A 21,614-nucleotide genomic window follows, 5' to 3' on the forward strand; every position below is an offset into this window, starting at 1 on the left:
CGGCGGGCGGTCCGGTCTGCCCGCCGCCGGCCCTACGCGAGGTGGTCTTCCTGGAGTTCAGACGTGTGGCGGTTGGTGAAGCGGGTCGCCATGCGGTCGGCCTCGCGCTGCGGGAGCAGGATGCCGTACAGGGCCTCCACGTCGCCCCGGAACTGGCCGCCGGTCGGGTAGCTGCCGTCTATCGACTTCTTGAAGATGAGGTAGTAGTCGTCCTCGGTCGGCTCCGTGCCGCCGCCCGCACCCAGCTCACGGGTACGGCCCGGGCCCGCCGGGATCGGGAACGTACCCGTGTCCTCCGGCTCGTCCGCCTCCGCGGTGATCCTGTCGATCTCCCCACGGACTTCCTCGCGGCGTTGCTCCCGTAGGATCTCCAGCTCGCGCTTGGTCTCTTCGACCATGCGTATCGCCGCGCGGACCTCTGCCCTGTAGTCCTCGGCTTCCTGGACGAGCGCCAGCTTCTTCTGCCCGGCCTCGCTCAGGAGCCCCTCAGCCTTCTTGACGGCGTTCAGGCGCACCCCGCGCGCCTCGTCTTCGGCCTCCGCGACCACGCTCTCGGCCTTGACCTGAGCCTCCACCAGTTGCTGCTCGGAGGCCTTGATGAGCCTGTCGCAGCGGTCGACGGTGGACTGCATGGCCTCGGCGGCGTCCCTGCGGGCCCGCTCACGCAGCTGCTCGATCTCCCTTGTCCTGCGATCGCGCAGCTCCTCCGCGCGTTCCCTGGTCTCCGTAGCGTCGAGGAGGGCGTCATTGAGCATGCGGTTGGCCTCCGTGCGGGCCTCCTTCAGACTCTCCCGCCGGGCCGAGCCGGTCCGTTCCACCCACTGAAGGAGCTCCCAGGCCCGCTTGAGGACCAGCCCCGACACGGAGTGACCGCGTCCCAATTGCGTGACGTCCAGGATGTTCCCGCCCGGCTCGGTCAACGTGTGATCGGCCAGGAGAGTGCAGAGGGACTCGTAGACGGCGGCGGCATCAGTGGGCCGGTCCTCCGGACTCTTGGCGAGGAGCTCCAGCATGAGGTCGTTCAAAGAAGGCGGAAGCCCCTCCACATAGGCCTTCGGTGGCTCCGGCGTAGCGTCCATCTGCTTCCGCAGCACGGCCCAAGGACTGCTCCCCGTGAACGGAGGGCGCCCTGTCACCGCGTGATAGAGCAGGCAGCCCAGCGAATACAGGTCACTACGGTGATCGATGGCCCGGTCCCCGTCCGCCTGCTCAGGAGCCATATAGAGCGGCGACCCCAACGGCGCTCCCTTGACCGTCAGTTCACGCGCCCCGATGGTCTCGCCCATGAACTTGGCGACCCCGAAGTCGAGGACCTTCACCGTCCCGTCGGGCGTGAGCAGCGCGTTGGCCGGCTTGATGTCCCGGTGAACGACTCCCTGCGCGTGCGCCGCGGACAGCGCCTCCGCGATCTGCGCGGCCCAACCCACAGCGAGCGGCCAGGGCGGAGTGGACTCGGCGAGCCGCCGGTGCAGGGGCACCCCGTGCACGAGTTCCATCACCAGGAAGAGCGTCCGCCGACCGTCCACCACCACCTCACCCCAGTCATGCACGGTGACGATGTTCTGGTGGGACAGCCGCCCGGCCAGCTGTACCTCGCGCTCGAACCGGGCCTGCGTCTCCGCCTCGTCCATGCCGTACTGCGGGTGGACCACCTTGACCGCGACATCCCGCCGCATCCGCTCGTCCTGAGCGGCCCACACCTGCCCCATCCCGCCGGCCCCCAGCCGGTCCCCGATCCGAAACCGTTCGGCGAGCAGTACGCCCTGCACCCGTCCCCTCCCCCGTCGGCGGAACGCCACCGCCGCACGACGGTCTGGCCCTGAACTCCGTTACGAGTATGGCGCCTTCAGGGTCAGGGCCCCGACGAGTTGCCCGAGCTGCCGTACGAGCCGCCCGCCTGGCGCCGTAGTCGCCGCGCCTCCTCCTGCACGCGGCGTACGACATCCCCCGCACCGGTGGTGTCGTCCAGTCCGCCGGCGAGGAGTTGCGCGGCGAGCGTGTCGAAGTAGTGGGCGGTGGTGAGGACCCGGTCCTCCAGGTCGTAGGCCGAAGTGGCGCCCGGCGACAGGACGTTGACCTCGTCGAGGACCCGGTTGATGTGCTGGGCGATCTCGTCCTGGGCGCCCTGCGCCAGGCTCACCGCCCTGCTGGTCTGGGCGAGGATCGAGTGGCAGGAGCGCCGGAGTTCCTGCACCAGCCGGTGGTCACGGGTGGGCGCCGACCCGAAACTCGTGTCGAAGGAACCCGGGAAGCCGCCCTGGATCACCCGGCCGGCCGCCGCGCCGATCTCGAAGTGCCGTAGCACGACCGCGCTGTTGGCCCCGAGCGCCGCCCGGAAGCACGGGTGGACGTGGAACTCCGTCTCGTGGAACTGCGCGGGCAGGTCGTCACCCCCGGCGAACACCACGTCGTTGCCGCGCCGCACCCCGAGAAAGCCCACCGAGTAGAGGACGTCGACGACACCGGAGACCGTCAACGCGTCGGCGTAGGCGGGAAACAGCCGGTGCAGCGACTCCGCCGCTGCCTCGAAACGGGCCCCGAGAACAGTCCGGGTCACGACGTACCCGGTGTTCTGGAACAACGGAAACAGATGCTTCAGAAAAGGGTGCGCGACCAGGTACTCCAGCGCCAGGTCCTTCAACTTCCAGTCGGAGAACTGCCGTCCGGCCTGTACGACGTCCGCCTCCGTGATCCGCTCCCGTCCGTGGATCAACGAGGCGGTCTCCTGGCAGAGGTTGAGGAACTGGATCGCGTCGCGGGGGCGTGGCAGACACCGTCGGAAGAGATAGGTGGCGGTCTCCTCGCCCTCGACTTCCGCCGGGAACAGGTCGCCCCACAGCATCTCGGCCGTCAGCTCTGCCCCGGCCGACGCCCGTGCCCGCGCCAACGCCAGGTCCCGCAGGGCCTGTTCGGTCCAGGTGATGCGCAGTTCGTCGCCGCGGAACTTGTCGCCCTCGCCGAAGTGCAGCGAGTCGTAGATGTCGGCGCGCAGGAACAGCAGAACCCGCACCGCTGAGCCGTAGAGACTCACCGCGTGCTTGGCGGCCAACAGCAGCCCGATCACCATGGAGTTGCTGTCCGTCTCGGCCGACCACACCAGCTCCAGTTGGTCGACCATGAGCAGCAGCGGTCCGTGCTCCGCACCGCAGTCTAGGTCGGCGAAGGCCTGCGCCACGCCCTGCTCGACGACGTCCAACTGGCGGGTGGCCTGCGCCCCTTCGGACAACGGCGACTGCGCGAGATCCAGTCCCGCCTTGAAACCGAACGCCTCCAGCGACAGCGAGGTCTGCAGCCCCCGGGCGGCCTGCGCGAGTCGGTCCCCGAACCGTCCGTCCGCCGATTCGCCGTTCTGCTTGAGGAAGCGGGCCAGCGCCTTCACCGAGTCGGGCCGGTACCCGTGCACGTCCTTCGCGTGGGACACCAGGTGCCGGGCCGCGTACACGGCGAAGAGGTACCGCCAGATCAGCGCCTTCGCCGAGTCCCCGGGCAGCCCCTGCAACTCGAAGCGCCGGATCTCCTCGCCCGCGGTCTCGTCCGGGGGGATCAGCTCGATCCCGGCGTAGTGGCCGGTGCCGTCCGCCTTGAGCTGCATGCAGATGGCGCTCTTGCCGGAGCCCTTACGTCCGATGATCAGCATCTTGCGCCCGCTGAGCGCGCCCCGGTACGCGGCGTTGGGCAGGAACCCACCGCGCAGCAACAGGCCGTCCTGCACGTCCCGTTCGGCGTCCTCACGCCCGAAATGCAGCTGTGCGAGCAGCGGCCCGTCCGTCATCCCCGTCCCCCTCGGTCGTCGACACCCCCACGTTAGCGAGAACGCCGAGTCGACGAGAACGCCGAACCGCGGGCTGTCCCTCCCCCGTGAGGGACAGCCCGCGGTAGTCAATGGCGGTGTTTCCAGACGCTGTTGACTCAGATGCCGTTGGCGAAGTTCTTGAACGCGGCCCTGGTGCCGGAGCCGGCGTCGCCGTCGATCGCGCCGGTGTAGCCCCAGTTCTGCAGGAGCCGCTGGAGCGCCTTGATGGTGTTGACACCGGGGTCGCCGTCGATGGCGCCGGTGTAGCCCCAGTAGGTCTTGAGGTTGCGCTGGAACGCCTTCCAGCTGTTCGGGCCGAGTTGTCCGTCGATGGTGTCGGTGTAACCCCAGTACGTGTGCAGCCAGTTCTGCACCTTCTTGGCCTCGGCGGTGGAGAGGCCGAAGTTCTGCACCGCCTGGATCGAGACGTCGGACGCCTGTACGGAGGTGGCCGGCGCGGCGAAGCTGGGGGCGGCGAACGCGACGCCCCCGACCGCGATACCGGCGGCGGCGGTGAGGCTGACAAGGGTCCTGGCCACGACATTCGGTCGCATGCGTTCCTCTTTCAGGTAGTCGGTCGTCGTGCTGGAACGAGACTGCGGTCCGCCCGGGCCGCCCCACCACAGTCGACGCCGAAGTGACGTCTCGACGGGACGCCACCATCTCTGACCTGCGGGGACACCGACAGCGGGGACGGCGGGACGGGACGCCTCGCGGCCCCTTGCGGACCATGGCCGATTCCCTCCGCGCGCTGGAACCGGAGAGCCGTGCGATGCGGTGTCAGTGATGCAGAATGCGACGCGCCTGGGACCGCTGACCACGGTCCCTGAACGCGAAGTGGGGGGAACACATGTCGCGTTGGAAAGTGCTGCCCGCGGAACTGGATCCGCGGGTACGGCAGTTGGTGATGCGCCTGCGCCGGCTGAAGGACCACAGCGGCCTGAGCATCCGGCAGTTGGCGGCGAGGACGGGGTACAGCGCGAAGTCCTGGGAGCGCTATCTGGGCGCCCGTTCACTGCCGCCCGCGGAGGCGCTGGAGGCCTTGGCCCGGGTCTGCGGCGAGGAGCCGACCCGCCTGCTGGCGCTGCGGGAGGTGGCGGCGGAGGGCTGGAGGTCCACGACCGAACGACCCCCGGTGGCAGGCCACTTGCCGTCGCCGGAGCCGGCCCCCGGGTCCCCCGAGCGCCGCGCCCTGCGCGTCGCGCTGGTGGCGGGCTCGGTGACCCTCGTCCTGGCGGTCTCGTCGGCGGTACTGGTGACGGTCCGCCTCATGGACGCCAACAGCGGCAGCCCTACGGCTACGACGACGCGCTCGGCGGCCCCGCTCGCCGCGCCGGCGCCGGCGGACGCGTCGCCGTACCCCTGCCGGATACAGCGGACCGACGGCCGCTGGTACGCGGGCAACAGCCGTACCCAGCAGGAGAATCTGGCCGTGGGCAACATCGGGCCGGATGTCGCCGAGGCGCAGTGTCTGCTGCGCAGGGCGGGGATCTCGCCGGGCGGCATCGACGGGATCTTCGGCCCGCTGACGGAACACGCGGTCAAGGCGTTCCAGAAACGGTCCGGTCTCGTCGTGGACGGCATGCTCGGCCCGCACACCTGGAAGGCCCTCCGGGGATGAACCAACTATCCGCCGCACTACGGGAGTTGCGAACCGCCTCCGGCCTGAGCCTGGCGGGCCTCGCCGCGAAGACGCCGTACAGCAAGTCGTCCTGGGAGCGGTACCTCAACGGCAAGACCCTGCCCCCGAGGGAGGCGGTGGAGGAGCTGTGCCGGCTGGCGGGCGAACCGGTGGGCCGGTGTGTGGCGTTGTGGGAGATCGCGGAGGCGGAGGGCAGCGGGCGGGGGGCGACGGCTGAGGAGGCGACACCGGCAGCGCCCCCAGCGCTCACCTCCCCACTACCGGCCGTCTCCCCGCCCCCACCCGGAGCAGCGGGGCGTCGTCGCCCTCGCGGTCCTCGCGTCCGTCTGCGCGGTGGCCGTGACCGCCGTGGTACTCGCCCTGCTCCTGCTCCCCGACTCCCGCGCGTCCGAACCCCTCTCCCCCACGGCCGCCACTACGGCCACCCCCGCCGGCCCGGGCTGCCACGGCTCGGCCTGCGAGGGCCGCAGCCCGATGGCCATGCGCTGCGCCGCCCAGCCGGACACCGTCGCGCGGCATCGGACGGCCACCGGGGCGTGGATGGAGTTGCGGCACAGCAGGGTGTGCGGGACGACCTGGGCGCGGACGTGGGGCGGGCGGGTCGGGGACCGGATCGAGATGACAGGGGGTGGCCACACCCATGACGCCGAGGTGGGGAACGCCGTGGAGGCGGAGTCGTACGTCTACACACTGATGACGGTGACCGCGCCGGGGGCTGTGGTGCGGGCGTGCATCGAGCCGGCGGCGAAAACGGGAGCGGCACCGGGGAAGAAGGAGTGCTTCGAGGGGCGGGTGCACTGACCCGAGGCCGCCCGCCACTGGCTGACGATCATCGCCGTCCACCGGCTCCGCGAGAAGACCCACACCAGATCAGCCCCGCCGAGCTGTACTCGGCGGGGCTGATGTCTGCTCCTACTTGGGACCAATCAGAAAGAACCGAAAAACCGGTCCCACCAACTAGGTTCCCCGGAACCGTGAAAGCGCAGGCGAGTGGCTCCGTCGTAGCGGTTCGTAAGAAGTTCTTCCGGAATCGCGACGTACTTTGATCCGGCCAGAGCTTTCTCTATCTTCCCAAGGTCACTCGCATCGAGTTCACCTTCGGCACACGCTTCATCCGTGCCCAGGAAGGCGCCCGGGTTGTCAGCCGCCACCATGGCCAATGGTTTGAACTTGCTCACCAGGACAACGATCCTCGTCCCGCAAACCGTGGCTTCCCCGGGCACTTCGATTCGCCCGTACTGAGCGGAGTCCTGGATGTCCCGATCGATTTCACAACGCGTCGAGAAGTGAGAACCAATCTGTGCAGCCAGACGGCTGAAGGAAGCCGCAGCTTCGACCCCACTGTAGTCAGCCGGAAATTCCGGCCATTGGGGATCATCCAGCCCACGCAACATTTCCATCAGGTGCGCATCTCTCTCCATGATCCTCCAATCGCCGAAGATGCTACGAGCAGATCGATTGAACCACTTCGTCACTGCGGGAATGCCGTGAGAACCCTTCCGGTGAGAGGTTCGTAACGCACCAGGATTTTCACCCCTCGCACGGTTCCGATCACGTTCTGGACCGCGGGTTCTCCTCTCCTGGTCTTCAGAGTTCTCTCGGCATGCACAGCAGATCCCTTGTACCAGGTTCTTTGACTCGTGGGACTTGTCACCACGTCGGCAACGGAATCCAGAATCTGGTCGTCAGACCAATCCTGCGGGAAAGCGTCCTTGCCCGGCGCCCCCGGATACCTGTGACCAGCAAGGATGTGCGTCGAATCCTCGTCACCGATCAGCTCACGGCCAATGCCGCAGTTGTGAACGAGAACGGGCGTAGCCCCCGCCACCACATAGTACGTATGCAGCTCACCAACGGTCAGGTTGTGAACCGTCGCCGTAGATGCCGTCCAGCGCTTCACGGCCGTGATCTGAACGCGTGTACCCGAGCCCGTGCTCAGCCACTCGCTTGCGTGGAGATCCGTGGCGTCGAGCCACTCGCCCAACTCCGGTACCCAGAAGGGGTGCTGGTCCGTGGCAGTGACCGAGGCCGTCTTCGAGCCCTGCTTGCCGTCCACGTCGACGGTGACCTGGACCAGGTGCTTGAGGCCCACGCCCTTGATCTCGGCGGTGACCTTTTCCGGCTTGGTCTTGCCGGACTCCGGATCCGTGGCCAGGACCTCGTCGCCGATCTTGACGTCCTTGATGGCCTTGGTCGTGCCGTCCGCCATCAACACCGCGGTGTCGGCGGTGAAGCTGTTCGGTTTCTCGCAGGATTCGGCGATCTTGGCGAGCCGGCTCGCTTCCTTCCGGCTCTTGCGCCAGTCGTTGAAGTCGTCGAGCAGCTTCTTGCCCAGCCCCCAGATCCGCTTGCCCAGCTCCTTCCCCTTGTTCCACTTCCACGGCAACCCGTACTTCTTCGCCAGCTTGGCCAGCGGCCCGCCGCCCAGGAAGGAACCGACCACGTTGAGGGCCGTGTTGCCGCAGGCGGCCAGGTTGCCCGTCGTGAAGCAGTCCAGGGCGTCCGTGATACCCAGCTCGTCGGCCGCGATCTTGCCGAGTTCCTTGGCGATCGCGATCGCCTTCTGCTTGGCGGAGTCCGCCTTCGACTGGGCCGCGTTCGCCTGCGCACGGGCCGGCGTGGAGGACGTCGTGTCTCCGCCGCCCGAGCTGGAACTGCTGCTCTTCGTGTTGTCGGCTGCGGCCTGATACGCCCGACCCGGTCCGCACTCGTTCCAGCCGCCCACGCAGTCCGCCAGGCGCAGCCCCGACGCGTCGTTGTGGGAGACCGGGCTGTTGTTGGCGTACGCGTAGCCGTTGATCTGCTGCGGGTCCGTGTAGTCGACGATCGGGTCCGCCGAGATGAAGCGGCCTGTGTCGGAGTCGTACTCGCGGGCCCCCAGTGTCGTCAGGCCCGTCGACGCCTCCGTCGTACCGCCCACGAAGCCCTTGTCGTTGACCCAACCCGTCGTCGACGACGTGGAGTTGTCACGTTCGTTGCCGAACGCGTCCATGCGACGGCGGGTCGTCGAACCCGTCTTCGCGTCGACCGCCAGTTGCGCCGTGCCCTGGTTGTCCGAGGCGAGGAAGTGGACGCCGTCCGCCTCGCGCATCGCGACCGTGGTGCCGGCGAAGCTGTAGTAGCGGGTGGCCGTGACCTTGGCCGTGGACTTGTCGTAGTGGAGTTCCGTGCCGGGCAGGTAGAAGGTCTTCTCGTCGGGGGTGTCCCGGAGGATCCGGGAACCCGACGCGTCGTACTTGTACGTCGTCACCGTCGCGTCGGCGTTGGTGACCGTGGTCAACTCGCCCTGCTTGTCCCAGGCCAGCGACTGGGTGTCGCCGTCCAGGACTCGCGTCGCCGTGTTGCCCGAGGCGTCGTACGTGTAGGAGTTCTGGGAGGTGATCTGCGGGGTCGTGGCCGTCGCGTCCGTCTTCTGCGTCACCGACGAGACCGTGTGCGGGCCCGAGTCGGTGCCGTTCGGGCCGGAGCCGTCGCCGTAGACGTACGAACGGGTCGATGTGGCCGCCCCGTTCAGGCCGTGGCGGGTCTCGCTCTTGCGGTTGCCGAGCGAGTCGTAGCCGTACTCCGTCCAGTACGGCGAGACGCCGCCCACCGTCGACGCGGTCGCGCCCGACGCGCAGGACGCGTCCGTGCTGCCGGTGCCCTTCGCGTCGTTCGACGCGACCGAGGACGTCCAGGCCGAGGAGACCCGGCCCAGGCCGTCGTACGAGAAGCACTGGATGTCGGACGTGCCGCCGGTCGGGGTGTCCGCGATGGAGAGGATGTCGCCGGCGTCGTCGTAGGTGTACGCCGCGTCGTACGCGACGCTCGACGCGCCCTCCACGTCCACCCGCGAGTCGGTCAGCCGGTCGCTGCCAGCCTCGTAGGTGTTGGTGATCCACGTCTTCTTCGCCGTGGACTCACCCGTGTACAGCTCCAGCTGCTCCAGGTTCGACGTCGGCGAGTACGACGCGTCCGATACGTAACTCAGGCCTCCCAGCGACGAGTTGAGGCCCACCGGGCGCTGGAGGTCGTCGTAGACGTTCGCCACCGCCTCCCCCGACAGGTCACCGGCCGCCGGCAGACCCTGGCTCTGGACCGTGCCGTCGCGGTTGTACTGGGTCGTGTACTCGTAGGTACCGCCGAGCTGCGGCTCCGCCGTCTTCGACAGGTAGTACTTGGTCGAGAGGGGGGCGTAGTCGTTGGCGGGGTCGAGGACCGGGTACGTCACCGACGAGTAGACCGCGCCATCCTTGTAGGTGTAGGCGCCGTACAACTCGCCCTTGTAGACCGTGTCGTACTTGGTGACGGACAGCCTGGTGCCGGTCGTCGCCTCGCCCTGCCAGGTGGAGACGGCCCGGCCCAGTTCGTCGTAGAGCGTCGACGTCTTGTCGCCGTTCACCGTCACCGACGTCTGACGGTCCAGCGCGTCGTACGTGTACGAGGACGCCCCGGTGTCCGGGTCCGACGCCGTCTGCTTGCGGCCCAACTGGTCGTATGTGTAGGCCCAGTTGTTGCCTTCGTCGTCCGTGACCCGGTTCAGCAGGCCCGCCGCGTTGTAGCCGTACGACGTGGTGACCGCGTCGCCGTCGGCGGGGTACTGGACCTGGCTCGTCGTGCGGTCCCGGGCGTCGGTGACGACCGTGGTCTTCACGCCGCCCTGCGGCGGGGTGGTCGTGACGCGGTCGCCGCCGTAGGTGTACGTCGTGCGGTACTGCTCGGTGCCCTGGACCTTGAAGACGGTCGCCGTGGTGCGGCCCGCGCCGTCGTACTCGGTGACCGTCTGCGCGTCGAGGTCGGCGTCCTTCGGGTCGAAGAGCGTCGAGGACGGAGCGCCGGTGGTGTAGTAGGTGTCGTTGACCTGCGCCACGCGGCCCGAGCCGTCGTACAGCGTGTCGGCGACCATCCGGCCGCCCTCGCCCTCCGTCTGGGTCTGCCGGGGCCTCAGCCAGCCGTCGTACAGCGCCCATTCACTGCCGTACGACGTCCCGTCGTTCTCGATCTTCTGGGTGTGGACGGCGGTCGGGCCGTCGTCGCCGCGGATCAGGTACTCGTACTTGAGGGACGGGGTGAACGAGTTCGCCTTGGGGCGGTCCGGGAGCCAGACCGACACCAGGCGGCCGAGGCCGTCGTAGGCGAGGTCGGCGCGCAGGCCGTTCTGGTCGACCTTCGCCGTGGGCTGCCCCCAGGCCGGGGCGTACTCCGTCGAGGTCGTCCAGCCGTCGACGTTGGTGACGGTCGACTTGGTGGCCAGGCCGTAGGTATCCGTGTAGGCGGTGGAGGACGTGTACTGCGTCGACGAGGACGCCGTGTCCGCGTCCTTGACGACCAGCGGGCGGCCGTAGTCGTCGTACGTCGTCGTGGCGGTCGTCTGGTAGGTGGCCGTCGTGCCGCTGTACGCCGACAGCCGCTTGGTCATGGTGGTGTCGCCCTTGGTGGGGGCGGCGCCCAGCGTCGTCGAACCGTCGTAGTAGGTCAGGTTGTCGGAGATGACGTTCTTGGTGCGGTCGGGGGTGGTGGCGCAGTCGACGCCCACCGTCTCCACCCGGGAGACGAGCGAGTAGATGTGCGCGCTCGCGCTGTCCGCGTACTCGTTGCGGGTGCACTGGTTGTCGGCGACGCCGACCTCGCCGTCGTCGTCGACCATCGTCTCGCGGCCGGTCGAACCGTCGTACGTGGTCGAGGACTTTGTGTGCCGCCAGCCGCCCACCGCGAGCGCGGTGTACGTGTCCGTGGAGCCGGTGGCGACGTAACGGGCCTTGTACGTCGCCCAGTCCCGTGTCTCCGTCGCGGTCACCGCGGTCCACGGCACCGTCACCGACTTCTCGGTCACGGCGGAGCCGTTGTAGGTGAGCGTCTCCAGCTCCTGGCCGGCCTTCCAGTCGGAGTCGTCGTAGGAGACGCCGTTGGAATCGGTGACCGTCGCCGAGCGGGAGTCGCCGTCCTTGTCGACGTCACCGTCGAGACCGCGGAAGAAGACGTGCTCGGTCTTGGTGTTGGCAGGGTCGTTGCTGCCGTCGGAGGTGGCGACCTGGACCCGGCCGTAGCCGCGCCAGTCGCCCCAGGTGCGGTACTCGGACTTGGTGATGCCGTCGGCCGGCGTCTTCCGCCAGCCCGCGTCGCCGAGGTAGGTGTACGAGGTGATCTGGTCGTCGTTCTGGCTGGTCAGGTCGGTCTGGACGACGGAGGCGACCACGTACTTGTGGAACCAGTCCGTGATCGGGTCGGTGACGCCGGGCGGGTTCCACTTCACCGGGAAGCAGCGCTTGGTGGAGGAGTCCTCCGCCGGGACGGTGCTCGGAGTGCACTGGTTGGCGGCGTAGTTGACGCTGAGCGCGCCGCCCGACTCGTTGAGCACGCCGGAGAGGCGGAAGCGGTAGAAGGGCTGGAGGTTGTCGCCCGACTCGTCGACCCGGTCGGGGAGTTGGGTGCCGTAGAGCTCGACGGACGGGACCGAGGCGTCGGTGCCGACCTTGCCGGTGTGGTCGATCTTGCTCAGCCACAGGGACTTGGACGCGTCGCCGTTGTCGGTGAAGACGTGGGTGAGGCTCCACACGTCGACCGGGGTGTAGGTCGAGTCACCGGTGCGGATCTGGGTGGTGACCTTCGTCAGTTCCTTGCGGGTCCAGAACGTCGGGGAGTTCTGCCCGGCGCACTTGGTGTCGGCCTTGCAGTTCTGGTCCCAGGGGACGTCGGGCCAGTCGGCGGCCGTGGAGTCCGTGAGGTCGGACGCCTCGCAGTCCGTCAGGGAGCCGACGCAGCGCTCGGCGGTGGTGAAGACGACCTGGGCGGCGGGCTTGGTGGAGTACGCCTTGCCGTCGCGCTGGCCGTAGTCGACGCGCTTGAGGTAGCCGCCGCGGATGTAGGCCTTGCCGTTCTCGGTGGTCTTCAGGCCCTGCGTGTAGTAGTTCGTCTCCGTGCCGTAGAAGTACGACATGGCGTCGCCGTGCGGGTCGACGACGTAGTCGAGGTTCCAGCGCCAGGCCTGGGTGCAGTAGGCGTCGGCGAAGGTGGCGTTGTAGCAGGGCTCGCCGGAGTCGTCGCCGTAGACCGGGGTGGTCCAGGTGGAGTTGGTCTCCTCGTTGCCGCTGGCGTAGCCGGTGAGGTGGTTGAGGCCGAAGTAGTACTGGGTGCCGTCGCCGGTGGTGATCTTCCAGTACTCGCCGTTGTTGTCGCCGTTGGTGGCGCCGGTCAGGTGCTCGACCTTGGAGTTGTCGTCGGAGCTGATCCGCCACTCGCCGGTCGTGTCGTCCTTGACGAGCCGCCCGGAGGAACCGCCGGTGAGGGAGAGCGTGGCGTTGTCGAACGCCCAGCACTGGTCGCCGTTGGTGTCGTCGTGGCCGTCGTCGGCGCATCCCTTGTAGCTGCGCTCGATGTAGCCGGGGTCGTAGGAGAAGCCCTGGCCGATCCACGAGCCCTGGTTGTTCGTGGTCGCCGTCTGGCCGTCGATCGACTGGGAGTTGTAGCTCAGGCCGACGCTCGGCTGGAGGCTGCCCGGGACCGGCGGTACGGCCATCGGGTACGACCAGGTGAAGGCGCCCGAGCTGGCGTCGACGCCCCACTGCGAGGACTGCGCCAGGCTGGTGGCCTTGTAGTCGCCGCCGTCGCCGCCACTGCCTGCGGTGGCCGCCACGACGGTGGCCGAGGCGCTCGCCGAGTCGGCTTCGAGGAGTTGGGTGGAGGGGCCGGAGGTGTCACCGGCCGCCTGCACGGTCGCGGTCAGCGTCTGTCCGGCCGTGTCGTTCGTCGACTTCAGGTACGTCGGTGTCGAGCAGGCCTTCTTCTCCGGGGTCGTCAGGACGCACGCCGGGTAGGTGGCCAGCCGCAGCCGGGAGGTGTAGTCACCGCCGTAGGCGTCGGCGAAGTCCGCGTAGTCCAGGGAGACTTGGGCCGGACCGGCGGCGACGCTGCCGTCGGTGCGGGCGACGGTGAAGAGCACGCCGTCGACGCCGGCCGCCTCGGTGGCCTTGCGGCCGAGGACCTCGACCCGGACGGAGTCGGCGCCTTTCGTGCCGCCGGCCGCCTTCGCGGTCAGCGGCAGGCCCTTGGCCTTGGCCGCCTTGTCCGTGAGGTCGACCTCGGCGCTGCCCGCGGTGGGCCAGTGCGCCTTGGCCGTCTTCTTCACGGCGGCCTTCTTGGCCTGGTCGGTCTTCTTGAAGGTCTCGGCGGTGGCGTTCTTGCCGCTCACCGGGGCGTCGAGGTCGGTCTGCGTCTTCGGCCGGGTCAGTCCGCTGTCGGAGGCGGTGGCCGTGGGCGCGTACTGCGGGAGCAGCCCGATGGACAGCGCCAGTCCGAGGACCAGCGCCGCCCGTCTGCGACCGCTCCGCCAGACCGGTCTCGTGGACCGGTACCAGGGAGACTGGGACATCAACTCTCCTAGTTGATAAGGGGAACGGCCGGTCAGGCCGAGGTCTCGTCGATGCTGGAACCGCCCGGCAGACCGGCGACGAGCGCCACCAGTGAGGCGTCCAGCGGACCCTGGTACATGCGCACCTCGTCCATGGCGCCGGAGAAGTACTCGCCGGCCGCCGTGCCGGTCAGCGCACGGCCGACCTGGAGGCTGGTCGTGCTGAAGTCCCAGGTGTTGTCCCAGGAGGCGTCGACGGCGGCGACGCCGTTGACGTACAGCAGCACATCGCCGAAGACCGCGTTGTAGACCAGTGCGAGGTGATCGCCGTCGGCGGTGGAACTCGGTGCGTCACCGCTGTCGAGCAGGGTGGTGGTCACCGGGGACGCCGAGTCGGCGGAGGTCACCACGAGCTGCCAACGGGCGCTGGCAGCCACGTACTTGACCTTGATCGCGCTGCCGTTGGCCCCGGACAGCGACAGCACCGTCTCGTCCGTCGTCGGGTTCGCCGAGGCGAGCCGGGCGCGGGCGGTGAGGGTGAAGCTGTCCTGGGCGGTGAGCGGTCCGGTGGCCGCCCGGGTGGCGTAGGCGTTGGTGCCGTTCAGCACCAAGTGCCCGTCGCCCCACAGGGGTTCGGCCGGCGGAACACAGTCCGGGTCCGCCTCCGGGTCGCAGGAATCGTCCGGTACGTAGATGGAGGCGCCCCCACCAAGACTCAGCCCGGTGCCGCCCGCCGTCTCCGGGGAGACTCCGCCGGTGGCAGAGTCGAGCTGCCAGTAGGCGAGTTGGTGCGGCTGGATGCCGCCGAGCTCCTGGCCCTCGGTGGGCGGGATGACCCGGTCGTGCAGCTTGACGTCGGCGACGCTGCCCTTGAGCTGGTTGACGTAGCCGTCGAGGGCGAGCTTGCGGCCGATCTGCACGGCGCCGGTCGCGCTCCACGTGGTGTGGCGGGCCTGCACGTCGTCGGCGACGAGGACGCCGTTGACGTACAGCATCATCTTGCCGAGTTCGGCGTCGTACACCCCGATGAGGTGGGTCCAGCTCCCGGCGACGGCGGCCGCACCCGAGACCTTCCAGGAGCCGAGCGACTCCATGTCGCTGACGGGGATGCGGAAGGCCCACGACGCGTTGTCGACCTCGTAGCCGAGTTCGAAGCCGGGCTGGGCGGTGCCGTCCTGGCTGACGACCGTGACGTTCGAGGTGGGCAGCGTGGGCAGCATGACCCAGGCGCTCACCGAGAAGGTCTTGCCGGTGTCGACTCCGGCCGTGCCCGAGTCCAGGTAGGCGTTCTCGGTGCCGTCGAAGGAGGCGGCGGTGTCGGTGGAGCCGAGCGGGCCCGCCGCGCCGAAGGTCACGCCGGAACCGGCGGTCGCGTCCGGGGTGCTGCTGCTGCCGGCCGCCTTGGTGGCGCCCTTGGCGTCGCCGAGGGTCCAGGCGGCGACGGGCGCGCGGCCGTCGCTGACCAGGAAGACGTACGCGGTCGGCGTCTTCTGCGCGTTGCCCGCTCCGTCGACGGCGGTGACGTGCAGGACGTACGAGCCCTCGCTCGGCGGCATCCAGCGGACGGTCGCCGGACCACCGGTGGACTCGGCGGCCGCCGTCTTCTTCGCGCTGTCGGCCTGCGGGCCGGTGAAGTAGTACGCGTAGCTCGCCACGTCGGTGGCCGGCGAGTCCATGGTGAAGTCGCCGTAGTCGCCGACGCCGGTGTGCCAGGCGTCGTCGTCCGGGTAGGCGGCCGAGGTGATCACGGCCGAGGCGGGCTTGCTGGTGTCGTAGATGAACTCGCAGCGGGTCTGGGTTCCGTCGGTCGACCAGGCACCGTAGGCCTGCTGGTCGTAACCGCGGACCGCCCAGGCGACGGTGGTGTTCTGCGGGACGGTGAACCCGGCCTCGCCGTCACCAGACAGGTCGTCGCCGACCGTGTAGGAGAAGGTGGCCTGGCCGGTCTGGCCGTCCTTGCTCGCGTCGACCGTGGTCTTCTTCGCCGTGGTCGCGTAGTGGACGACCTCGGTGCCCGAGGAGTTGGTCCACCAGACCTTGAACTGGGCCTGCAGCGTCTCGCTGTTGGAGCCGGTGTCGCCGTGGTCGTAGTCCTTGATGACCGCGTACGCCTTCGGGGCCTTGGTGACGTAGTGCTCGGTGGCCTTGCCGTACTCGCAGCTGTCGCCGGGGTTCATGCTCAGGGCGTCCTGGTCCGGCTCCAGCGGCGGACGGTTGTACTGCACCGAGAGGTACGCGTTGCCGCAGAACCGCTTCCAGTACGACGTGTCGGACTCGCTCGCGGCCTTCAGCCGGAACGTGGTGGTACCCCAGCCCTTGTCGGCCGCGGTCTGCACGGTGCTCGTCGCGTCGAAGCGCACGTTCTGGTTGGTGGACGTACACGAACCGGCGTTGTCCGTGGGCGACTTGGAGTCGACGGTGGCCTTGGAGGACGGCTGGTTCGACCAGTTCGTGCCCGAGCTGATCGCGCTCGCGCCCGTGCTGTTGACCCGCGCGAGCTGCACCTCGCGGGCGGCCGAGCTGTAGGTGAACACCTGGGTCACCGCGAACTCGGCGTCGATGATGTCCTTGCCCTCGAAGGTGCCGGTCGGGATGGCGAAGAACTGCCGCTTGACGTCGGTGGAGCTGGCACAGCGCACCGATACGTCGGACGGGCACTTGCCGACGCCCTCGTCGTCGTCGAACTTCCAGAACTCGGAGGTCGAGTAGTACGAGGACACCATGGTCCAGCTGCTGCGGCTGGCGGTCTTGACCACCGGGTCGATGTAGACCGGGTACACGGTGTCGGCGTCGGTGAGCAGGCCCGCGTCGGGGGTGAGCGTCATCGTGTCCGCGGAGACGTCCACGCCGACGTCGGCGACCTGGGCCCCCTCGGGAGGTGTCTGGGTGGTCTCCTCGGCGGCGGGCGCCTGGGCCGTACCGTGGCTGGAGTCCCACATCACCGGCTGCGGCGTCTCGAAGACCGCGCCGCCTGCGCCCGGGTCGGTGGCGGTGAGGCCGCCGTCCGTGTCCTCGGAGAGCGCCACCGAGTCCGTGTCGAAGGGGAGTTGGAGCTCGGCCAGCTCCGGATCGGCCGCGGCCTTCGCGGTCTTGACGACCAGCACGTGGGAGAAGCCCTCGGCGCTGGCGGTGACTTTGAGGTCGACGCCGTCCAGGACGTTCGCGTAGGTGGCGGTCGGGCCGTCGATCTTCGGCTCGGGCAGTTTCGTCGGCCAGTCGAGGGACAGCGCGTGGCCGTCCTTCTCGATCGTGGCGAAGGTCGTGCCACCGCCGCCGGAGAAGGACATCGCGGTGAGTGCGGCCTTCGGTGCGAGGGTGCCGTTCTTCTGCCGGACCAGGGTGGTGTCGACGTCCGTCCACGCGCCGTCGATGCGGGTGCGGACGGGCTGGACGTACTGCTTGGTGGTGAAGGTGCCGTCCGGATTGGCCACGGTGGTGCTGCGTTCATCACGCAGGCTCTGGATCTCGACGGCCTTGCCGGACTTCTTGGCCTTGGCCTGGGCGGCGTTCGCGGAGAGGGACGAGGTGCCGCTCGCGTCGGTGGTGCTCGCGTCGCTGGCGCTCGTGCCGGCCGACGCGGTCCGCTCCGCGGCGGGGGCGGGGAGGGCGATCAGGCCCGGGGTCAGCAGGGCCGCGATGGTCGCGGCGGCGATCAGGGGGCGGCGTCCGGGTCTCTTACGCGTGCTCATCGCGCTGTGCTCTCTTCTTCTCGGCCCGCCGTTCACGCGATCGCCCCGAACGCCGCGCCCGCGTCGGGCAGTCCGCCCGAGCCGGGCTGGTAGGTGGTGGTCCCGGTGCTCGTCGTGCCGTCGACGTCCGTCCAGGGCAGGACGTAGAGGACGCCCTTCGAGGTGTCCGACGCCTTGCTGTACGGCACGCCCACGTAGAGGTAGGTGGACCCGGTGACCAGGGCCATGCCCGTGTAGTCACGGGCCGTCGCGGTACCGGGCAGTCCCGAGCCGCGGGTGAGGACCTTGTCGGCCGTGCCGAGGGCGGTGTCGAGAGGGCGGAAGAGGTGGACGGCGCCCGCGTCCTTGACCGTGGCCGTGTCCTTGCCGGGTTCGCCGACGGCGAGGCGGACGTTCGCCGAGGTGGTCACGACGCTGGAGTCGGTGTTGATGATGGCCACGCGCTGGCCCATGAAGTCGTCGGCCACCGCGTCCCCTTCGACATCCGCCACGCTGTTGTCGAAGGCCGCGACCTGGGTGTACGCGCCGGACGGCTGGATGCGGATGACCGCGACGCCGCCCGCGTCCGCCGTGGTGCCGATGTCCTCGCCGGGGATCCCGACGGCGAGCAGGACATCGGAGTTGTACGTCTGGTCGCTCGGCCGGTACCCGGTCATGGAGACCGAGGTTCCGAAGCGGTCCCCTGCCTCCGACGCGCCGCCGATGCCTGTGCTGTCCTGCCCCAGACCCAGAAGTGGCGTGGGCATGCCACCTGAGAGAGTGTGACTGAAGACCGCGACCCCGCCGGCGAACTCCAGGTCGCCGGCGCCCTCACCCGGAGTGCCGACCGCGAAGTAGCGGTTGGTCCCGGTGAGCGAGTAGCCGAAGCGGTCGTTCATCTCGGGGTCGCCGGGCACCCCGGTGGAGTTCTGGCTCAGGGCGACCTTGGTGGTGCCCTGGACGTACTCGATGCAGCCGGCGTCGGTGTAGGTCTTGCCGCTCAGGGTGACTCCCTCGCCGGGCACCCCGATGACCAGATACGGCGAACCGCTCGCGGCCGTACCCGCGTTCAGCGCGAATCCGAACCAGTCGTACGCCTCGGTCGTGGTGGCCGAGTCGAAGGCCGCCTGGCTGTACCCCTCGATGGTTGAGCCCGCCCCGATACCGGTGGGCGTGCCGTGGATGACGTAGATCGCTCCGGCGTCGACGAGGTTGACGCCGTCCTTGACGATGTCCTCGTACGGCGCACCCACGACCAGGTCGCTGCAGCCGTCGCCGTCCGCGTCGTAACCCGCGTAGGAGATCCCGAAGCCGTCACCGGTCTCGGGTGTGGCCGGCATGCCCGTCGTGGCCTGGGAGATCTCGGCGACCCCCTTGCCGCCGCCGAGGACGACCCGCACGAGCCCCGCGCCCCTGGCACCGCTCACCGTGGCGCCGGGGTCCGGGATCACCCGGTCCCCCACGCCGTCGCCGTTGAAGTCGTTCGCCGTCCCCGCCGTGCACGTGGCAGCCGCCGCCTGTGGCGACGCCAACGTCACGACCCCCGTAGCGGCCAGGAACAGACCGGCCAACATGGCCAGCCCCCCGGCCAGATGTGTACGCGTGCGCACACCCCACCCCTCGCTGCTTCTTCGGGCGCGCCCAGGTAAGACCACCCTATGAATGACGTAAGAGGCGACTAAATATGAGTCGGATAAAGGGAGTCAAGGGCAATTTGCAAATTGATTGCACACAGCAGATACACAGGCCGTGACCATACCTACCTTCTGCGTGACAACGACGTAGAAGCGGTCTTTCAGTTACCAATGCGTACAAAACTTCCGACCGTCCACACCTCAAGCCAAGCCAATCAACCGGCACTTCACCAAATTCGCACATGACGGATACGGTAAGGTCGTGGTAAGTTCATGAGGCCGCGAAGTGACTTTCCCTGCGCAAATTAACTTCGGCCTTTATTTATCAGCCGAATAAGGGTCCGGGGAATGTCGAGAGTCAAAGTCAGCGTGATCGTTCCCGTGTACAACACCGGGAAGTACATCGACGAGTGCGCGCCCTCACTGCTCGGGCAGAGCCTGCCCGCCGACGAGTACGAAGTGGTCTACGTCGACGACGGCTCGACCGACGACACGCTGGTCCGGCTGGAGAAGCTCGCCGGCGCACACCCGAACGTCCAGGTGCATACCCGCCCCAACTCGGGCTGGCCGGGCGCGCCGCGCAATCTCGGGATGAAGCACGCAAAGGGCGAGTACATCCAATTCGTCGACCACGACGACACGCTCGGGCCCGAGGCCCTGGAGCGGCTGTACGAGCACGCGAAGCGGAACGACGCGGACGTCGTCCTCGGCAAAATGTCCAGCACGATGGTGCGCCCCCGACGGCTGTTCCGGCACACGGTGGATGCCTGCACCATCGAGAACGACGAGCTGATGCAGAGCATGACGCCGCACAAGATGTTCCGGCGGGCGTTCGTCGAGAAGCACGGCCTCCAGTTCCCCGAAGGACCGTGGTTCTTCGAGGACATGTTGTTCGTCGGCGCCGCCTATCTGAAGGCGGAGCGCATCTCGGTTCTCGCCGACTATCCCGTCTATTACTGGATGAAGCGGGATGACGGCGGCAACAACACCCAGCACCGGTTCAATCCCCGGTTCGGGTTCTGGCCCAATGTCCGCACGATCGTCCGCCAGATCAAGGACGGCACCACCCCCTCGGACGACCTCGACGCACTCCAGAACCGGCTGCTGCACCGCAACTACCACGTGGAGATCCTCTCCCGCACCCGCGAACCCGAGATCCTCCGCGAGGACCCTGCCGAGCAGCGGCAGCGTTTCGAGGCGGCCCGGGAGCTGGCCCTGACGGAGTTCCCCGCGGCCGTACGCGAAGGCCTGCCCGCCGTCTCCCGCCTGCGCGCCACCCTGCTGGAAGCCGGCGACTTCGACGGCGCGGTGACCCTCGCGGAGCGCATCCGCGAGATCAAGCCCCGCAGCGAGATCGGCGGCCTCCGATGGGAGGGCGGCCGCCTGGTGGCCGACGTAACGCTGGACCTGCTGCGCGGCGACGGCGAGCCCCTCGTCCTCGTCGAACGGGACGGAAAGCAGTACCTGGACCCGGAGTTGCTGTCCGGCGTACCGGGCACGGAGGACGGCTGGGAGGTCCCCGACCCCTTCCGGCTGGCGTACGCGGAGCTGGTGGTGAAGGACCGGGATCGCGAGGACTGGTGGTACCCGGAGGGCGACCTGGAGGTACGGCTGAAGCCCCTCGGGGACGGCCGTTCGCAGGTGATCGCCACTGGTCAACTGTCCCTGGACCCCGAGCGGCTGGCGGGTGGCCGTCCGCTGGAGCGGGGGGTGCACGACGTGTGGGCGTACGTCCAACTGCTGGGCGTGGACCGGATGGTGCGCGTGACGGGCGACGGCCCGGCGGCGGGCCCGGCGCTCACCGGTGGCCGCCTCGCGCTGCCGTACTGGACGGTGAAGGGCCAGCTCGCCCTCGACCTCGACCAGCGCCAACGCAAGCTGGGCCCCGACACGGCCGCGGTCGCCGCGGTCAACTCCGGGCGGGGCGAGGGAAGTTCACTCCCCCTGCCGTACATCGCGTCGACACCGGACGCCACCCCGGTCCGCGTGAAGGTCACCGTGGCGACACTCGCGGTGAACGCCGAGCTGCTCCCCACCCCCGATACCAACACAGACACCGGCACCACCACGGCCCAACTCCGCCTCCCCGCCCGCCTGAAGCTCCCCACCGGCCGCCACCCGGTCACCCTCCCGAAGACGGCCGGCCCGCTCGCGTACGCGGTCGTCCGCGACGGCGCGGTGCTACGGCTGGAGGGTCCGGCGTACGAGGCCGGGAGCGGGCGGCGGTTCCTCGACTCGGTGGCGGACAACCGTCAAGTGCGGCGGGTGCGGGGGAAGTTGGGCCGCTAGGACCGGATCCGGCGTGGTCGGTTCAGGGCCGCTCCAGACGCTCCGCGCCCTCCAGCATGTATCGGGGAAGCTTTGTGTCGGCCGCCAGGATCTCGATGCCGATGAGTCGCCCATCCGCATCGAAATCCAAATTGATCATCCCGTCCACATCGATCGGATCGCACGGATACGTGTGCGCGGACGGGACGGTCACCTGCGGCTCCGTGAAGTAGACATAGGCCGCATTGACCACCGGGTCATACGTAACCCGCACATCCGCCAT

At 68.8% G+C, this 21,614-nt stretch carries 11 protein-coding genes and 1 pseudogene; 4 read left to right on the forward strand and 8 right to left on the reverse strand.

Features of this window, described 5'->3' with window-relative positions:
- Nucleotides 1–32: 32 nt before the first annotated feature.
- The 3 genes from OG714_RS22665 to OG714_RS22675 all read right to left on the reverse strand — a co-directional run bounded on the left by OG714_RS22665 (nt 33) and on the right by OG714_RS22675 (nt 4,347).
- On the reverse strand, nt 33–1,769 hold the full coding sequence (locus OG714_RS22665; RefSeq protein WP_406123548.1) for a protein kinase domain-containing protein: 1,737 nt from the start codon (nt 1,767–1,769) through the stop codon (nt 33–35).
- Between the two features lie 83 nt (nt 1,770–1,852).
- A complete protein-coding gene (locus tag OG714_RS22670) occupies nt 1,853–3,772 on the reverse strand; it encodes a P-loop ATPase, Sll1717 family (RefSeq protein WP_406123550.1) in 1,920 nt (639 codons plus the stop codon).
- 137 nt (nt 3,773–3,909) lie between these two features.
- On the reverse strand, nt 3,910–4,347 hold the full coding sequence (locus OG714_RS22675) for a peptidoglycan-binding protein (protein ID WP_406123552.1): 438 nt from the start codon (nt 4,345–4,347) through the stop codon (nt 3,910–3,912).
- A 296-nt stretch (nt 4,348–4,643) separates the two neighbouring features.
- On the opposite strand from OG714_RS22675, the gene OG714_RS22680 reads away from it, so the two are divergent.
- From OG714_RS22680 to OG714_RS22690, 3 genes and pseudogenes are all read left to right on the forward strand, one after another.
- Complete coding sequence (locus OG714_RS22680; RefSeq protein WP_406123554.1) at nt 4,644–5,414, forward strand: peptidoglycan-binding protein; 771 nt, start codon at nt 4,644–4,646, stop codon at nt 5,412–5,414.
- Nucleotides 5,411–5,518 (forward strand): annotated as a pseudogene (locus tag OG714_RS22685) (helix-turn-helix domain-containing protein); the annotation flags it as partial. The gene OG714_RS22680 and the pseudogene OG714_RS22685, both read left to right, overlap by 4 nt.
- A 256-nt stretch (nt 5,519–5,774) precedes the next feature.
- Nucleotides 5,775–6,236, forward strand: coding sequence for a DUF2690 domain-containing protein (locus OG714_RS22690; RefSeq protein ID WP_406123556.1), 462 nt, complete (start codon nt 5,775–5,777; stop codon nt 6,234–6,236).
- A 125-nt stretch (nt 6,237–6,361) separates the two neighbouring features.
- Here the strand turns inward: OG714_RS22690 and OG714_RS22695 are convergent, their stop codons facing one another.
- Genes OG714_RS22695 through OG714_RS22710 form a run of 4 tightly spaced genes read right to left on the reverse strand, consistent with a single transcriptional unit; the run spans nt 6,362 to nt 19,039 of the window.
- A complete protein-coding gene (locus OG714_RS22695; RefSeq protein ID WP_406123558.1) occupies nt 6,362–6,910 on the reverse strand; it encodes a hypothetical protein in 549 nt (182 codons plus the stop codon).
- Entirely contained in the window at nt 6,907–13,782 is a 6,876-nt protein-coding gene (locus tag OG714_RS22700) for a polymorphic toxin-type HINT domain-containing protein (protein WP_406123560.1), read from the reverse strand. The genes OG714_RS22695 and OG714_RS22700 overlap by 4 nt, the downstream gene beginning before the upstream one ends.
- A gap of 32 nt (nt 13,783–13,814) precedes the next feature.
- Entirely contained in the window at nt 13,815–17,450 is a 3,636-nt protein-coding gene (locus tag OG714_RS22705) for a LamG-like jellyroll fold domain-containing protein (protein ID WP_406123562.1), read from the reverse strand.
- A gap of 32 nt (nt 17,451–17,482) precedes the next feature.
- A complete protein-coding gene (locus OG714_RS22710) occupies nt 17,483–19,039 on the reverse strand; it encodes an integrin alpha (protein WP_406123563.1) in 1,557 nt (518 codons plus the stop codon).
- 372 nt (nt 19,040–19,411) lie between these two features.
- On the opposite strand from OG714_RS22710, the gene OG714_RS22715 reads away from it, so the two are divergent.
- Nucleotides 19,412–21,352, forward strand: a complete 1,941-nt coding sequence (locus OG714_RS22715) for a glycosyltransferase family 2 protein (RefSeq protein WP_406123564.1) — start codon at nt 19,412–19,414, stop codon at nt 21,350–21,352.
- 22 nt (nt 21,353–21,374) lie between these two features.
- Here the strand turns inward: OG714_RS22715 and OG714_RS22720 are convergent, their stop codons facing one another.
- Nucleotides 21,375–21,614, reverse strand: coding sequence for a DUF2283 domain-containing protein (locus tag OG714_RS22720; protein ID WP_406123566.1), 240 nt, complete (start codon nt 21,612–21,614; stop codon nt 21,375–21,377).

This window comes from Streptomyces sp. NBC_00989 (assembly GCF_045162655.1).
In the GTDB taxonomy this organism is placed as follows: domain Bacteria; phylum Actinomycetota; class Actinomycetes; order Streptomycetales; family Streptomycetaceae; genus Streptomyces.

Excerpts from the sequence above, each read along its gene's own strand:
- OG714_RS22670 (WP_406123550.1), bottom strand. The coding sequence starts at position 3,772 with ATGACGGACGGGCCGCTGCTCGCACAGCTGCATTTCGGGCGTGAGGAC.
- OG714_RS22715 (WP_406123564.1), top strand. The coding sequence starts at position 19,412 with ATGTCGAGAGTCAAAGTCAGCGTGATCGTTCCCGTGTACAACACCGGG.
- OG714_RS22680 (WP_406123554.1), top strand. The coding sequence starts at position 4,644 with ATGTCGCGTTGGAAAGTGCTGCCCGCGGAACTGGATCCGCGGGTACGG.
- OG714_RS22720 (WP_406123566.1), bottom strand. The coding sequence starts at position 21,614 with ATGGCGGATGTGCGGGTTACGTATGACCCGGTGGTCAATGCGGCCTAT.
- OG714_RS22700 (WP_406123560.1), bottom strand. The coding sequence starts at position 13,782 with ATGTCCCAGTCTCCCTGGTACCGGTCCACGAGACCGGTCTGGCGGAGC.
- OG714_RS22705 (WP_406123562.1), bottom strand. The coding sequence starts at position 17,450 with ATGAGCACGCGTAAGAGACCCGGACGCCGCCCCCTGATCGCCGCCGCG.
- OG714_RS22675 (WP_406123552.1), bottom strand. The coding sequence starts at position 4,347 with ATGCGACCGAATGTCGTGGCCAGGACCCTTGTCAGCCTCACCGCCGCC.